The organism is Streptomyces hirsutus (assembly GCF_001418415.1).
GTDB lineage: Bacteria > Actinomycetota > Actinomycetes > Streptomycetales > Streptomycetaceae > Streptomyces > Streptomyces hirsutus.
Genome location: NZ_LIQT01000047.1, coordinates 1 through 15269 on the forward strand (window position 1 = coordinate 1; position 15269 = coordinate 15269).

The 15269-nt window shown below is 72.6% G+C and carries 11 protein-coding genes and 1 pseudogene; 9 read left to right on the forward strand and 3 right to left on the reverse strand.

What is annotated here, in order from left to right; translation table 11 throughout:
- The 6 genes from AOK11_RS04145 to AOK11_RS04170 form a co-directional block, all read left to right on the forward strand.
- On the forward strand, positions 1 to 1323 hold a 1323-nt coding region (locus AOK11_RS04145), incomplete at its 5' end, for an MFS transporter (RefSeq protein ID WP_055592253.1).
- 141 nt (positions 1324 to 1464) lie between these two features.
- A complete protein-coding gene (locus tag AOK11_RS04150; protein WP_055592254.1) occupies positions 1465 to 3396 on the forward strand; it encodes a GAF domain-containing protein in 1932 nt (643 codons plus the stop codon).
- Positions 3397 to 3791: 395 nt separating this feature from the next.
- The gene (gene pcaDC, locus AOK11_RS04155) at positions 3792 to 5090 is read left to right on the forward strand and encodes a bifunctional 3-oxoadipate enol-lactonase/4-carboxymuconolactone decarboxylase PcaDC (RefSeq protein ID WP_055592262.1); all 1299 of its coding nucleotides are present in this window, start codon (positions 3792 to 3794) and stop codon (positions 5088 to 5090) included.
- A gap of 76 nt (positions 5091 to 5166) precedes the next feature.
- Entirely contained in the window at positions 5167 to 5802 is a 636-nt protein-coding gene (locus AOK11_RS04160) for an MBL fold metallo-hydrolase (RefSeq protein WP_055592255.1), read from the forward strand.
- 60 nt (positions 5803 to 5862) lie between these two features.
- Positions 5863 to 6642: an exodeoxyribonuclease III gene (locus AOK11_RS04165; RefSeq protein WP_055592256.1), complete on the forward strand. Its 780-nt coding sequence runs from the start codon at positions 5863 to 5865 to the stop codon at positions 6640 to 6642.
- 94 nt (positions 6643 to 6736) lie between these two features.
- Positions 6737 to 7147: a DUF6278 family protein gene (locus AOK11_RS04170; protein WP_055592257.1), complete on the forward strand. Its 411-nt coding sequence runs from the start codon at positions 6737 to 6739 to the stop codon at positions 7145 to 7147.
- A gap of 731 nt (positions 7148 to 7878) precedes the next feature.
- On the opposite strand, the gene AOK11_RS04175 is transcribed toward AOK11_RS04170, so the two are convergent.
- Positions 7879 to 8676 carry a hypothetical protein gene (locus AOK11_RS04175; protein WP_055592258.1) on the reverse strand — a complete coding sequence of 266 codons (798 nt, stop codon included), beginning with the start codon at positions 8674 to 8676 and terminating at the stop codon, positions 7879 to 7881.
- 152 nt (positions 8677 to 8828) lie between these two features.
- Here AOK11_RS04175 and ggt point away from each other — a divergent pair, with 152 nt between their 5' ends.
- A complete protein-coding gene (gene ggt, locus AOK11_RS04180; protein ID WP_055592259.1) occupies positions 8829 to 10649 on the forward strand; it encodes a gamma-glutamyltransferase in 1821 nt (606 codons plus the stop codon).
- A gap of 62 nt (positions 10650 to 10711) precedes the next feature.
- Here ggt and AOK11_RS04185 read toward each other — a convergent pair whose 3' ends face one another.
- Together AOK11_RS04185 and map are read right to left on the reverse strand one after the other, a co-directional pair.
- Complete coding sequence (locus tag AOK11_RS04185) at positions 10712 to 13396, reverse strand: ATP-dependent Clp protease ATP-binding subunit (protein ID WP_079034621.1); 2685 nt, start codon at positions 13394 to 13396, stop codon at positions 10712 to 10714.
- A gap of 244 nt (positions 13397 to 13640) precedes the next feature.
- Positions 13641 to 14408, reverse strand: coding sequence for a type I methionyl aminopeptidase (map, locus tag AOK11_RS04190; RefSeq protein ID WP_055592260.1), 768 nt, complete (start codon positions 14406 to 14408; stop codon positions 13641 to 13643).
- Between the two features lie 32 nt (positions 14409 to 14440).
- Between map and AOK11_RS04195 the strand changes: the two genes are divergently transcribed.
- Positions 14441 to 14716, forward strand: a complete 276-nt coding sequence (locus AOK11_RS04195) for a helix-turn-helix domain-containing protein (protein WP_055592261.1) — start codon at positions 14441 to 14443, stop codon at positions 14714 to 14716.
- A gap of 159 nt (positions 14717 to 14875) precedes the next feature.
- Positions 14876 to 15269: pseudogene (locus tag AOK11_RS04200) on the forward strand (hypothetical protein); the annotation flags it as partial.

The window sequence follows — 15269 nt, forward strand, 5'->3', positions numbered from 1 at the left end:
AGCCTGATCGGCACCACCGTCGAGTGGTACGACTTCTTCCTCTACGGTTCCGCCGCCGCGCTGGTGTTCAACACCCTCTTCTTCCCCAACAGCGACCCGCTGGTGGGCACGCTGCTCGCCTTCATGACCTACGCGATCGGGTTCCTGGCCCGGCCGATCGGCGGCATGGTCTTCGGCCACTACGGCGACAAGATCGGCCGTAAGAAGCTGCTCGTGCTCAGCCTGCTGATGATGGGCGGCGCCACCTTCGCCATGGGCCTGCTGCCCACCTACGGCACCATCGGCGTCGGCGCCCCGATCCTGCTCACCGTGCTGCGCCTGATCCAGGGCTTCGCCCTGGGCGGCGAATGGGGCGGCGCCGTGCTGATCGTCTCCGAGCACGGGGGCGACAAGCACCGCGGCTTCTGGGCCTCCTGGCCGCAGTGCGGCGTCCCCGCCGGCAACCTGCTGGCCACCGCCGTCCTCGCGCTGCTGGCCTCCGTCCAGTCCGAAGCGGCATTCCTGTCCTGGGGCTGGCGCATCCCCTTCCTGCTCTCCGGCGTCCTGGTCGTGGTCGGACTGTGGATCCGCATCTCGGTGACCGAATCGCCGGTCTTCCTCGCCGCCCAGGCCAAGGCCGAAGCGGACGCAGCCAAGGGGGCCAAGGCCGAGGCGCCCGTCATCGAGGTCTTCCGCCGCAGCTGGCGTGAGGTGCTCGGGGCCATCGGCGTCCGGTTCGGCGAGAACATCTCCTACTACATCGTGACCTCCTTCCTGCTGGTCTATGTCACCACCCACCTGGACCTGCCGAAGAGCACCGCGCTGAACGCCGTCCTGATCGCCTCCGCCGTCCACTTCGTCACCATCCCGCTGTGGGGAGCGCTGTCCGACCGCATCGGCCGCAGGCCCGTGACGCTGATCGGCGCCCTCGGCATGGCCGTCTGGGCGTTCTTCTTCTTCTCCCTGGTCGACACGGAGTCCTTCACCGTGATCACCCTGTCGGTCACCGCGGGCCTGCTGCTCCACGGCGCGATGTACGGTCCCCAGGCCGCCTTCATCTCCGAGATGTTCGACACCAAGGTCCGCTACTCCGGGGCCTCCGTGGGCTCACAGCTCGCCTCCATCGTCGCCGGCGCCCTCGCCCCCATCATCGCCGTCGAGCTCCTCAGGCGTTACGGATCGTCGACTCCCATCGCCGTGTACCTCTCTGCCGCCGCGGTGATCACCGCCATCACCGTCGTCGTCATCAAGGAGACCCGTGGCCGTGACCTGACCGTCTCGACCACGGATGCGTCGCCGGAGCAGCAGCAGGAGGCACCGGTCGCCAGTCCCCACCGGGTCTGAGGAATCACCGTGCCGCGGTCCGCTCGGTCAAGGAGGACACGGGCGGACCGCGGTACGTCCACTTCGGGCGCAGCGCTCTTCGGACCAGCCACCACAGCCCATCCACGCACCAGCCGCGGCGCCGGAGGGAAGACTGCCGTCATGACCACCGAGAACGACGCCTCCACCGCGGTGACGGCAGCACTCCGGCAGTTGCTCGCCCTGCTCGCCGCGGACGCTCCGGCCGAGCAACTGGCCCGGCCCGCGGCACAGGCACGCGCCGCGGGCGCCGGCCCGCACGACCAGGACGTCATCGACGAGGCCACCCGGACCGCGCTGGACATCCAGCGGACCCTGGCCCAGCGCCGGCGACGGGAGGCCGAGCTCGCCGCCCTGTTCGACACCGCGAGCGACCTGGCCGCGCTGCGCGACCTGGACTCCGTACTGCGCGCCATCGTGCACCGGGCGCGCACCCTGCTGGGCACCGACGTCGCCTACCTCACCCTGAACGACCCCGCCGCGGGCGACACGTTCATGCGGGTGACCGCCGGCTCGGTCTCCGCCAAGTTCCAGCAACTGCGCCTCGGCATGGGAGAAGGCCTCGGCGGTCTGGTCGCGCAGACCGCCCGCCCCTACGCGAGCCCCGACTACCGCACCGACCACCGCTTCAAGCACACCGGAGCCATTGACGAAGGCGTCGGCGAGGAGGGCCTGCGCGGCATCCTCGGCGTACCACTGCGCGTCGGCCGACGTGTGATCGGCGTCCTGTTCGCCGCGGACCGCACTCCGCGCGACTTCGCCCCCGAGGCCATCGCCCTGCTCTCCTCCCTGGCCGACCACGCCGCCGTGGCCATCGACAGCGCACGCCTGCTGGAAGAGACCCGCTCCGCTCTCGTCGAACTGAACGCCGCCAACGGAACGGCTCGCGCCCACAGCGACGCCCTGCACCGCGCGGCCGACGCCCACGACCGGCTCACCGACCTGGTCCTCAGAGGCGGCGCCGTCGACGACGTGGCCCGCGAGATCGCGGCCCTCCTCGGCGGAGGCCTGGCCATCCACGACGCGGACGGCACCGAACTCGCCCGCCTGAAAACCGGTCCCGTCACCCTGTCCGAGCAGGGAATCGAAGCTTCCCGCAGAGGCGGGCGGGCCGTCCCCGTCGACGGCAGCTGGGTGTGCGCCGTCCTGGCGGGCCCGGAACTCCTCGGCAGTCTCGTCCTCACCGGCCGGGCCGATCTCACGGACGCCGACCGGCACCTGTTCGAACGAGCCGGTCTGGTCACCGCCCTGCTGCTCCTCCTGCGCCGGTCGGTGGCCGAAGCGGAGGACCGCGTCCGTGGCGAACTCCTCGACGACCTGCTCACCGCCCAACAACCGGGCGGCCATCGCAACACGGGCAGCCTGACGCTGCGCGCCAGAAAGCTGGACATCCATCTCGCCAGGCCCCACGCGGTCCTCGTCCTCACCTGTGATCCGGCCCTGCGCTCACGCCTGCTCACCGAGGCCGCGCGCCGTGCACGCCTACTCGGCGGCCTGGCCGGCACCCGCAGCGGGCACACCGTCCTGCTCGCACCCACCTCGCATCCGGGCGCACTCGCCCAGGAACTCGCCCACGAACTGACCCGCGGCCTCGGCACCCCCATCACGGTCGGAGCCGCAGGCCCCGCCACGGGCCCGGAACACCTTCCGCACACCCACGACGAGGCGCACCGCTGCCTCCAGGCACTCGAAGCACTCGGCCGCACCGGCGACGGCGCCGCCCTGACCGACCTCGGCTTCCTCGGGGTCCTCCTCGGCGACCGGACGGACATCACCGGGTACGTGGACCGCGTCCTCGGCCCCGTTCTCACCTACGACGCCCAGCGCGGCACGGAACTCGCCCGTACCCTCACCGCCTACTTCCACCACGGTGCCAGCCTCGCCCGGGCCAAGGACGCCCTCCACGTCCACGTCAACACCGTGGTCCAGCGTCTCGACCGCGTCGCACAACTCCTCGGCCCCGACTGGAACACCCCCGGCAAAGCCCTCGAAATCCAAGTCGCCCTGCGGCTGTACCGCCTCGCCCAACAAGGCAGGGCCGGCTCCGTCCCGTAATCGGTGGCAGCGCCGTGCGGTGATCACCGGCGGAGGACGCGGTGGCGGAGCAGGGGAACCCGGCCCGGACGCTCCGGACGCCCTGTGACGCCCCGCGCCCGCGTGACGTTCGTGGCCGAAAACCTGACCGGTCCACGAGACTTACGGACAGGACGCGCCGGGGCCCGCAGAATATGACCCGCAGATACCCGCAGACAGTGACGGGCCGCGCGTGCGCAGGACACCGCGGCCGGGCGGGAACGGACACCGGGGCAGGGGACCATGGAACGCTGGGATCGCTGTGATGTGAAGCCGGACGCCGCGGATCTTTGCGAGGTCAGCACAATGTGGGGAGCTCCGCAAGGCCGCCGGACCCCTTCATGTGAGAAATCGTGAGATGTGAGAACGTGGCCCGCGTGAGTGAAGTGACGACCCCGACCCTGCAGTACCGCTGTGACGGGCCAGAGGAAGCGCCCGTGCTGATCCTGGGCCCCTCGCTCGGCACGACGTGGCACATGTGGGACCGGCAGATCCCCGAACTGACGAAGCAGTGGCGTGTGTTCCGGTTCGATCTGCCCGGACACGGAGGCGCCCCCGCGTACCCCGGGGGGTCGGTCGGCGATCTCACCGGACGGCTGCTCGCCACCCTCGAAGGCCTCGGCGTGCAGCGCTTCGGCTACGCGGGCTGCGCGCTCGGCGGCGCGATCGGCCTCGAACTGGCCCTGCGCCACCCCGAACGCCTCGCCTCCCTCGCCCTGATCGCCGCCTCGCCCCGGTTCGGCACCGCCGACGAGTTCCGCCAGCGCGGGGTGATCGTCCGCACGAACGGGCTCGACCCGATCGCCCGCACCGCGCCCGACCGCTGGTTCACCAGTGGTTTCGCGGCCGCGCAGCCCGCGATCACCGAGTGGGCCGTGCAGATGGTGCGCACCACCGACCCGGGCTGCTACATCGCCGCCTGCGAGGCCCTCGCCTCGTTCGACGTACGGGCCGACCTCGGCAGCGTCGGCGTGCCGACGCTGGTGCTGGTCGGCTCGGACGACCAGGTCACCGGCCCCGCCGAGGCCCGCACGCTGGTCGCCGGGGTGCCGGACGCCCGGCTGGCCGTCGTGCCCGGCGCCTCCCACCTCGTGCCGGTGGAGCAGCCCGCCGCCGTCACCGACCTTCTGGTCCGGCACTTCTCCACCGCCTGGCAGCCCGCCTTCGAGGCCGCCACCGGACACATCGCCCTGCCCGCCGTCCAGGTCCAGGCGGGGCAGGTGGTCGTACCGCAGCAGACCGGGCCCGTCGCCGAGATCGCCGCCGCCGTCCCGCCGCACCCCCAGGAGGGCGAACCCGACCTGTACGAGACCGGGCTCAAGGTCCGCCGTGAGGTGCTGGGCGACGCGCACGTCGACCAGGTGCTGGCGCAGACCGACGACTTCTCGGGCGACTTCCAGGAGTACGTCACCCGCTCCGTCTGGGGCGGGGTCTGGGACCGGCCCGGCCTGGACCGGCGCACCCGCAGCTGCGTCACCCTCACCGCCCTGGCCGCCGGCGGCCACCTGGAGGACCTCGCCGTCCACACCCGGGCCGCCCTGCGCAACGGCCTCACTCCCGGGGAGATCAGGGAGGTCCTGCTCCAGGCGGCCGTCTACTGCGGTGTCCCCGCGGCGAACAGCGCGTTCCGTGTGGCCCAGCAGGTGGTCCGCGAGGAGACCACACCCCAGGAGTGAGGCCCTGGAGCGAGACCCAGGGGTGAGGCCCGGGAGCGAGACCCTGGAACGAGTCCTGAGGAGGCAGGATGGACGTATGAGGCTTACGAAGAAGTCGCACTCCTGCGTCCGACTGGAGAAGGACGGCCGCACCCTCGTCGTCGACCCCGGAGGGTTCAGCGAGGAGGACGCCGCGCTCGGCGCGGACGCCGTCCTCGTCACGCACGAACACCCGGACCACTTCGACGAGGGGAGGCTCAGGGCCGCGCTGGAGGCCGACCCGGCCGTCGGGATCTGGACCCTGAAGTCCGTGGCGGACCAGCTCTCGGCCGCCTTCCCGGGCCGGGTGCACACCGTCGGCCACGGCGACACGTTCACCGCCGCGGGCTTCGAGGTGCAGGTGCACGGCGAGCTGCACGCCGTGATCCACCCGGACATCCCGCGGGTCACCAACGTCGGCTACCTCGTCGACGACGGCGCCCTCTTCCACCCCGGCGACGCCCTCACCGTCCCCGACCACCCGGTCCGGACGCTGATGCTCCCCGTCATGGCTCCCTGGAACAAGATCTCGGAGGTCATCGACTACGTCCGCGAGGTCCGGCCGGAGCGCGCCTACGACATCCACGACGCCCTGCTCACCGATCTGGCCCGTCCGATCTACGACCGCCAGATCGGGGCCCTCGGCGGCGCTGAGCACCTGCGACTGGCCCCGGGGGCGACGGCCGAGCTGTGAGTCAGGCCTTCGGCCCCCGACGGCCGGGCATTGTCACAGGCGCCGGGTAGGTTGTGGAGCATGCGCATCGCCACCTGGAACGTCAACTCGATCACCGCCCGCCTGCCGAGGCTCCTGGCCTGGCTGGAGAGCAGCGGCACGGACGTGCTGTGCCTCCAGGAGGCCAAGGTCGCCGAGGAGAACTTCCCGGTGGAGCAACTGCGCGAGCTGGGCTACGAGTCGGCGGTGCACGCCACCGGCCGGTGGAACGGCGTGGCGGTGCTCTCCCGCGTGGGCCTCGAGGACGTCGTCAAGGGACTGCCCGGCGACCCGGGCTACGACGGTTCGCTGGAGCCCCGGGCCGTCTCCGCGACCTGCGGCCCGGTCCGCGTCTGGTCGGTGTACGTGCCCAACGGGCGTGAGGTGGAGCACGCGCACTACGCGTACAAGCTCCAGTGGTTCGAGGCGCTGAAGGCCGCCGTGGCCGGCGACGCGGCGGGCGGCCGCCCGTTCGCGGTCCTCGGCGACTACAACGTGGCGCCGACCGACGACGACGTGCACGACATCACCGTCTTCGAGGGCTCCACCCATGTCACCCCGGCCGAGCGCGCCGCCCTCGCCGCCCTGCGCGAGACCGGCCTGACCGACGTGGTCCCGCGCCCGCTGAAGTACGACCACCCGTTCACGTACTGGGACTACCGCCAGCTCGGCTTCCCCAAGAACCGCGGCATGCGCATCGACCTGGTGTACGGCAACGAGCCGTTCGCCAAGGCCGTTTCCGACGCCTACGTCGACCGCGAGGAGCGCAAGGGCAAGGGCGCCTCGGACCACGCGCCGGTCGTGGTCGACCTGGACGTGTGATCACCGGCCACCGAAGATCAGTAACCGGCCACCCGGCGGCAGTTGTCCGCGTGCCCTGTGGTGCGGACGGCGGTACGAATGTCACGCTGGAGGGATGAACATCCCCTTCCTGGGCCACCGGCGCCAGAAGCCCGGAGTCCGTGATGCCGAAGGCCTCGCGGAACTCCTCGCCGAGTGCGAGCTGCTGCGCTCCCAGGTGTCCCGGGCCGGTGTCCGACTGGACGACTCCCCGGCCTCGTTGGAAGCGCTGGACCAGATGGTCCCGGGAAGCTGGCGGGACGACGAGGACACCCTGACCCGGCTGGGCAACGACGCCGGGCTGTATCTGGGCACGGTCATCGTGCGCACCGTGCCGGGAGCCGTCTGGGAGATCCGGTCCGACGGGCAGCCCGTCGTACGGCTCGCCTCCGGGCGGGAGTTCGACGTCGTGGACTCCGGGCGCGCCTGGGCCGCCGGCGGCGTGCCCGAATTGTCCCAGCTGTACGCCGAGGTCGCGGAGGCGTGAGACGCCGGACGGGCGCTCCGGTCCCGGCCGGCCCGCGCCCCGGCGCCCACCGGGCGCAGGCCGGGCTCCCGGGCCGCGCGCCCTGCGGGGCCTCGGCCTCGCCGCGGGCAGGGGAGAGGCGGTCGTCCTCATCGGCGCGTCGGGGGCGGGCGGTCCGCCCCGTACCGGGCGGGCAACCGGCCGGAGACCGTCGGGGCCGGCGTGATCGACGAGGCCCTGGACGTCATGCGGCACCTGGCCGGAGCGGACTTGGCCGTGATCATCGTCACGTACGGGAGGGCTTCGCCCGCCCTGCCGTCGGCCGGTCGACTTCATGGCCGGCGGCTTCCTGGCCAACGGCCGTATCGCCGAGGGCTGTACGCCCTACGGGTTCTTCACGGATCCGAGCGGGAACCGGGCCGAGGGCTTCGTCTTCAGGGCTCTCGAACAGTGAGCGGGGTGACGCGGGGACATCCGCCCCGCCCGGCCTCGACTACGATGTTTTCTCCATCCCGGTGGGGAGGGGGACTTCGCGGTCGGAGCGGGGGACGCCGCCGCCGGGAGGGGCCCACCGCCCCACGTCCGCGGGGGCGGCGGTTCACATTGGCCAGTCCCGTCCGGCGGCAGTCGGAGATCACTGTCCGCACGGCGAAGGCGGCCCGCACCACGGGCTGTTCGCCGGCGAGTAGAAGGTCAGCTGCGCGTCGGGCGGGTTGTGCCCGGTCGCCCGCCCGTGCGCCTCCCCGGGCGGTTCAGGACTTCTGCTGCCTCTTGCGCGAGGTGGGCGCCGGAGCGGGTACCGAGGCGGCGGGGGATTCGGCGGCGGGGTCCGGCAGGGGGGTCTGCGCGGCGCGTGTCACGTCCCCGACCACCTCGACGACATCAGGGCCGTAGGCCTGCGAGTTGACGACCTTCAGCAGCAGGACGAAGGAATGGGAACCGTGCTTGCGGGCCAGGCGCTCGTGATGGCGGGCGAGATAGCGGGTGGCGGCCTGGTTGGTGATCGCACGCTGGCCGCAGAACAGGAACACCGGCCGGGTGCCGTGCTGTTCACCGACGGTGAGCCGGGCGAGCAGGACGTACTCCGTGACACCCGGTTCCATCCGGTAGAGCTCGGTGCCGATCCGGAAGGCGCCCCGGTCCGGGCCCGGCTCCGGATCCATGGTGACGCGCACCCCCGGCAGCATCGCCGCCATGTGGGCCACCATCCGCCGGTTCGACGCGGGTCCCCCCACGCAGAACTCCGTGCGCTCACCGAAACCCTGGTGGGCCGCGTCCTGCGTGACCACCTGGACATGCGCCCCGCAGTCCTTGATCAGCGCCGAGAGCTCGAGCAGCGAGAACACGTCGAAACGATGCACGGCCGGTTCCGCCGTGGCAGGATCGCGGTTGACGACGAGGAGCGACTCGGAGTTGTCCGGCAGTCCGAAAAAGGCCTGCTTGCGCCTGAGCTTGCGCTTCCACAGGTAGGTACGGGCGATCCAGCCCAGTGCGGCGGAGAGGCCGGAGGCGACCACACCCAGAACAATGTTGCGTACGTCGTCACTCATGGGCGCGCATGCTAGCGGGCTCGGGCAAACCCGTGTTCGAGACGTCCGGGGAAAGGACGTCCGGGAACCCGCGACGGCACGCCCCGCGAGGTTCCTGACGCGGGCATGGCAATGAATTAGGCTGCGCGGACAGCCCTTCAACGGAGGTGCGGATGCGTCCTCGTGTCGGACGGAAACTGACGGTTCTGGCGGTCACCGCCCTCGTGGTCTCGTCGGGGGCGGCAGCGCCGTCATCGGCCGCCATGCCGCAGGGCGGCGGGCCCGGCCCGACCCCTGCCAAGACCCCGGTGGCCGTCGGCCACGGCGGAGCGGTCTCCAGCGTCGACGCCGACGCCTCCGCCGCCGGCATCGAGGTCCTCAGGAACGGCGGCAACGCCGTCGACGCGGCCGTCGCCACCGCCGCCGCGCTCGGCGTCACCGAGCCCTACTCGGCCGGTATCGGCGGAGGCGGCTACTTCGTCCACTACGACGCCGGGTCCCGCACCGTGCGGACGATCGACGGACGCGAGACCGCCCCGCTGACCGCCGACTCCGGCCTCTTCCTGGAGAACGGCGCCCCCCTCCCCTTCGCCGAAGCCGTCAGCAGTGGCCTCGCCGTCGGCACCCCGGGCACCCCGGCCACCTGGCAGCGGGCGCTCGACCAGTGGGGCAGCAAGTCCCTGCGGACGGTCCTGGCCCCCGCGCAGCGGCTCGCCCGCGACGGATTCACCGTGGACAGCACCTTCCGCGCCCAGACCGCCGCCAACGAGACCCGTTTCCGCCACTTCCCCGACACCGCCGAACTGTTCCTGCCCGGCGGTGAGCTCCCGGTCGTCGGCACCACCTTCAAGAACCCCGACCTCGCCCGCACCTACGCGGAGCTGAGCGGGAAGGGCGTCGACGCGCTGTACCGGGGCGGCATCGGCCGGGACATCGTGAACACGGTCAACAAGCCGCCCGTGGACCCGGACTCCGGCTGGAACGCCCGCCCCGGCGAGCTGTCCACCCGGGACCTCGCGGCGTACCGGACCAAGCTCCAGGCGCCCACCAGGACGTCGTACCGCGGCCTCGACGTCTACGCCATGGCGCCCTCCTCCTCCGGCGGCACCACGGTCGGCGAGGCCCTCAACATCCTGGAGCGGACCGACCTGTCCCGCGCCGACGAGACCCGCTACCTGCACCGCCTCATCGAAGCGAGCCGCATCGCGTTCGCCGACCGGGGCCGCTGGGTCGGCGACCCCGCCTTCGAGGACGTACCGACGAAGGAACTGCTCTCCCAGCGGTACGCCGACTCCCGTGAGTGCCTCATCCAGGACGACGCCGTCCTCACCAGCCCGCTCGCCCCCGGTGACCCGCGCGACCCCGCGGCCTGCGCGACCGGCGGCACCGCGGCCCCGACGACGTACGAGGGCGAGAGCACCACGCACCTCACCACCGCCGACCGGTGGGGCAACGTGGTCTCCTACACCCTCACCATCGAGCAGACCGGCGGCAGCGGCATCACCGTGCCGGGCCGCGGGTTCCTGCTCAACAACGAGCTGACGGACTTCTCCTTCGCCCCGGCGAACCCGGCCGTGCACGACCCGAACCTGCCGGGTCCCGGCAAGCGGCCCCGGTCCTCGATGGCCCCGACGATCGTGCTCGACCGCCACGACCGGCCGGTCGTGGCGCTCGGTTCGCCCGGCGGTTCGACCATCATCACCACCGTGCTGCAGACCCTCACCGGGTTCCTCGACCGCGGTCTGCCGCTGGCCGACGCGATCGCCGCGCCGCGCGCCAGCCAGCGCAACACGGCCCGCACGGACCTCGAACCCGGCCTGTACGACAGCGCGGTACGGCGGAAGCTGGAGGCCATCGGGCACTCCTTCCAGGCCAACCCGGAGATCGGCGCGACCACCGCCGTGCAGCGGCTGCCGGACGGCCGGTGGGTCGCCGCGGCGGAGAAGACCCGCCGGGGCGGCGGCTCGGCGATGGTGGTGCGTCCGGGGAAGTAGGCCGCGGGCCCGCCCGGCGGGAAGGCGCCCGTGCCCCTGGAGGGGAACGGGCGCCCGTACGCTCACCGTCCGGGCGGTTCGGGCGCCGGAGGCTCCTCGCGACCGGTGGCGGAGTCGGTGCCGGGGACGTCGGTGCCGATCGTCGAACCGCCGCTGGCTCCGGTCCCGGCCGTCGAGCCGGTCCCGGCCCCTGCGCCGGCGTCGTTCCCCGCCGCTGCGCCGGCCCCCGCCCCGGTCCGGAACGTGAGGTTCCCGTCCGCCGCGTCCACCGTCACCCGGTCACCGCTGCGGACACTGCCGTCCAGCAGCAGCCGGGAGAGCTGGTTGTCGACCTCCCGCTGGATGGTGCGGCGCAGCGGCCGCGCCCCGTACTCGGGCTCATGCCCGCGCCGCGCCAGCCAGTCCACGGCCGCCCCGGTGAACTCGACCGTGACGCCCTGCCCCCGCAGCCCGCGCCGCGTCGACTCCAGCAGCAGACCGGTGATCCGCCGCAGTTCCTCGGCGGTCAGCTGACGGAACACCACCACCTCGTCGATCCGGTTGAGGAACTCGGGCCGGAAGTGCTCCCGCAGCGGCCGCAGGATCTGCTCCCGCCGCGCCTCCTCGTCCGCTTCCGCGCCGCCCGTCGCGAAGCCCAGCGTCCCGCCGCGCCGGGTGATGGCATCCGAACCGAGGTTGCTCGTCATCACGATCACGGTGTTGCTGAAGTCCACCGTCCGGCCCTGGGAGTCGGTCAGCCGGCCGTCGTCGAGGACCTGGAGCAGGATGTTGAAGACGTCCGGATGCGCCTTCTCCACCTCGTCGAGCAGGAGCAGCGAGTACGGATGCCTGCGCACCACCTCGGTCAGCTGCCCCGCCTCCTCGTGGCCGACGTACCCGGGCGGGGCGCCGACCAGCCGGCTGACGGTGTGCCGCTCCTGGTACTCGCTCATGTCGAGGCGGACCATGCGGTCCTCGCTGCCGAACAGAGCCTCGGCCAGCGCCCGCGCCAGCTCCGTCTTGCCGACGCCGGTCGGCCCGAGGAACAGGAAACTGCCGATCGGCCGGTCGGGACTGGCGAGCCCGGCCCGGGAGCGCAGCACCGCCTCCGCGACCACCCGCACCGCCTCGTCCTGGCCGACGACACGCTGGTGCAGATGCTCCTCGAGGCCCAGCAGCCGGTCCTTCTCCTCCTCGGTGAGACGGCTGACCGGGATGCCCGTCAGCCGGGACACCACCTCCGCGATCGCCTCGGTGTCCACCACCAGACTCTGGCCCTCTTCGACCCGGCCCTCGCCACCGACCTCGGAGATACGTTCCTTCAGCTCGCCGATGCGGTCCCGCAGCTGGGTCGCCTGCTCGTACCTCTCGTCGGCGACCGCCTGGTCCTTGTCGCAGGTCAGCTGCTCCAGCTCCTGCTCCAGGGCACGTACGTCCGTGCCCTTGGTCCGGGACCGCAGCCGCACCCGGGCGCCGGCCTGGTCGATCAGGTCGATCGCCTTGTCCGGCAGACGGCGGTCGCTGAGATAGCGGTCGGACAGCTCCACGGCCGCCACCAGCGCCTCGTCGGTGTAACGGACCTGGTGGTGGGCCTCGTACCGGTCCCGCAGACCGCGCAGGATCTCGATCGCGTCGGACGGCGTGGGCTCCGGCACCATGATCGGCTGGAAGCGGCGGGCCAGTGCCGCGTCCTTCTCGATCCGGCGGTACTCCTCCAGCGTGGTCGCGCCCACGATGTGCAGCTCGCCGCGGGCCAGCGCCGGCTTGAGGATGTTGCCGGCGTCCATCGAACCGCCCTCGCCGCCGCCCCCGGCGCCCACGACGGTGTGCAGCTCGTCGATGAAGACGATCAGCCGGTCCGAGTGGGCGCGGATCTCGTCGACGATGGTGGTCATCCGCTCCTCGAAGTCGCCCCGGTAGCGGGTCCCGGCGACCACGGCCGTCAGGTCCAGCGCGACCACCCGCCGGGCCAGCAGCACGTCGGGCACGTCCCCGTCGACGATCTGCTCCGCCAGTCCCTCCACCACGGCGGTCTTGCCGACGCCCGCGTCACCGATCAGCACCGGGTTGTTCTTGCCGCGCCGGGAGAGCACCTCGATGGTCTGCTCGATCTCCTCCTCCCGCCCGATCACCGGGTCGATGCGGCCCTCACGGGCCAGCTCGGTGAGGTCACGGCCGTACTTGTCCAGCGTCGGCGTGCCCGTCGCGGTGCGGGGCCGCTCGGTGCGGGGCTGCGCGGAGTCCGGTGCGTCGGGCGGCATCCCGGTGGAGGCGAACCGGGCCGCGTCCAGGATGTGCCCGGCGGCCGAGTCGGGGTTGGCGGCCAGGGCGCTGAGCACGTGCTCCGGGCCGATGTATCCGGCACCGGTCGACCGGGCCATCTCGTGCGCGTCCAGCAGGGCCCGCTTCACGGCGGGGGTGAGGGAGAGCGACGTCGGCGGCGGGATGTCGTCCGGCCCGTACTGGACGGGCCCGGACCGTTCGTCGATCTCCGAGGCCAGGGAGTCGGGGTCCGCCCCCGCCCGGCTGAGCAGGCCACGGGTCGGCTCGGTGGCCAGCGCGGCGCGCAGCAGGTGCTGGGTGTCCAGGTCCCGGCTGCCGTGCTCGGCGGCGTACTGCGCGGCACCGCGCACCAGCTCCCTGGCCGGCTGGCTCAGCAGTCGGCCGATGTCGACCTGCCGGGGGCGTGGACCGCTGAAGAAACGTGCGAAGAATTCTTCGAAGGGGTCCGAGCCGTAGCCCTCCGGACCCGTGAACCCGCTGCTCATGGACATCCGTTCCGGCGCCCCCGCGGGGTCTCCCTGGGCCGGGCGGAACCGGGAACCCGAAGGAGGCCCGGGGCGCGCTCACTGCTCGACGTACGGTCCGGACGCGGGTGCCCGGCCGTCTCCCGGTTACACACATGCGTGTCCCCGCGGTGCGGGTGCCGCCTGCGGCGCGATCGAGATCACCCTCGCACGATCACTCCGGGGCGGCACCTCGGAACCGCACGCACCCCCGCGCGGGGCGCGTTCAGCGGGCGGTGAGGATGCGCGGGCCCGCGGTGGTGATGGCCACGGTGTGTTCGGCGTGGGCGGCCCGGGAGCGGTCGTCGGTGCGCAGGGTCCAGCCGTCGGAGGCGGCGTGGAAGCCGTCGGTGCCGCCGCCCACGAGCATGGGCTCGATCGCGAGGACCATGCCGTGCCGCAGGGGCATGCCCCGGCCCGGCCGGCCCTCGTTCGGGACCGACGGGTCCTCGTGCATGCGGCGGCCGATCCCGTGACCGCCGAACCCGTCCGGGATGCCGTACCCCGCCGCGCGGCACACCGTGCCGATCGCGTGGGCGATGTCCCCGATGCGGTTGCCGACCACCGCGGCCCCGATGCCCGCCGCCAGGGCCCGCTCGGCGGTCTCGACCAGCCGCACGTCGTCCGCGCGGGGCGTGCCCACGATGAAACTCACCGCCGAGTCGCCCGCCCAGCCGCCCAGCTCCGCGCCGAAGTCCACGGAGACCAGGTCGCCGTCGCGCAGCCGGTAGCCGTCCGGGACGCCGTGCACGATCGCGTCGTTGACGGACGTGCAGAGGACGGCGGGGAACGGGGTCGGAGCGAAGGAGGGCAGGTAGCCCAGGAAGGGCGAGGTCGCGCCCGCCCCGCGCAGCACCTCCCGGGCCACCTCGTCCAGCTCCAGCAGGGACACGCCCACGCCGGCGGTCTTCTGTACGGCCTTCAGGGCGTCCGCGACGACCTGCCCGGTCTTGTACATCGCGTCGATCTCCGTGTCGGTCTTCAGCTTCACCATTCCAATTACTATACCGGTATTAGAATGCCGGTATGGTACGCACCCCTCTCACCCCCGAAGAGCGCGAACGTGGCGAGCGGCTCGGCCGGCTGCTGCGCGAAGCGCGCGGCGACCGCAGCATGGCGCAGGTCGCGGCGGACGCCGGCATCTCCCCGGAGACCCTCCGGAAGATCGAGACCGGACGGGTCCCCACTCCGGCGTTCTTCACCGTGGCCGCCCTCGCCGACGCGCTCGACCTGTCGATGGACGACCTGGTGGGCCGCTGCGTGCCGGTCGCGTCACCGCTCGTGCCACCGGTCGCCGCCTGAGCCGAAGACCCCGGGCCGGGTGCCTTCCGGGCCCTTCCGGGCGCCGCCGCGCCCGGCGGGCGCACCTTGCACGCTGCCGGAAAACTCCCCGTAGCGCCCCCGTAACACGACGGGTGTTGCCTACGGGGCGAAGTGCTCCGGTCGTGACGGGAGTTGGCGATGGCAGTGGAGATGCTCCCGGTCCGGATCCGGGAGTTCGCGGACTACCTGCACGGGCTGCTGGCCCGGCTGGAACCGTCCGGCGGCTGGTGCGCGGTGTTCTGGCACCGGGACCCCGACGGCATGCGGGCCTGTCTCGACGGGCGTGAGGTGCCGCCCTGGGACGTGATGGAAGCGCTGCTCCAGGATCTCAGTACCGTCCACGGCCCGGGGGCCGCCGAGTCCGAGACGCCGAAGGCCCGTGGCCTGCACACCGCCGCCCTCCTCGCCCACGACGCCCGGCCCGGCGCCCGGGAGGATCTCGCCGACCGGCTCGACGTGATGCTCCGCGAGCAGAAGTACGCGGCGGAGCGGCACGCGCACCTGAGCGGGGCCCTCGCCCGCGCCACCGGCC

What these genes read in the sequence shown, in the direction of transcription:
- AOK11_RS04150 (WP_055592254.1), top strand. Translation starts at nt 1,465, where the DNA reads ATGACCACCGAGAACGACGCCTCCACCGCGGTGACGGCAGCACTCCGG.
- AOK11_RS04160 (WP_055592255.1), top strand. Translation starts at nt 5,167, where the DNA reads ATGAGGCTTACGAAGAAGTCGCACTCCTGCGTCCGACTGGAGAAGGAC.
- AOK11_RS04165 (WP_055592256.1), top strand. Translation starts at nt 5,863, where the DNA reads ATGCGCATCGCCACCTGGAACGTCAACTCGATCACCGCCCGCCTGCCG.
- AOK11_RS04170 (WP_055592257.1), top strand. Translation starts at nt 6,737, where the DNA reads ATGAACATCCCCTTCCTGGGCCACCGGCGCCAGAAGCCCGGAGTCCGT.
- AOK11_RS04175 (WP_055592258.1), bottom strand. Translation starts at nt 8,676, where the DNA reads ATGAGTGACGACGTACGCAACATTGTTCTGGGTGTGGTCGCCTCCGGC.
- ggt (WP_055592259.1), top strand. Translation starts at nt 8,829, where the DNA reads ATGCGTCCTCGTGTCGGACGGAAACTGACGGTTCTGGCGGTCACCGCC.
- AOK11_RS04185 (WP_079034621.1), bottom strand. Translation starts at nt 13,396, where the DNA reads ATGAGCAGCGGGTTCACGGGTCCGGAGGGCTACGGCTCGGACCCCTTC.
- map (WP_055592260.1), bottom strand. Translation starts at nt 14,408, where the DNA reads ATGGTGAAGCTGAAGACCGACACGGAGATCGACGCGATGTACAAGACC.
- AOK11_RS04195 (WP_055592261.1), top strand. Translation starts at nt 14,441, where the DNA reads ATGGTACGCACCCCTCTCACCCCCGAAGAGCGCGAACGTGGCGAGCGG.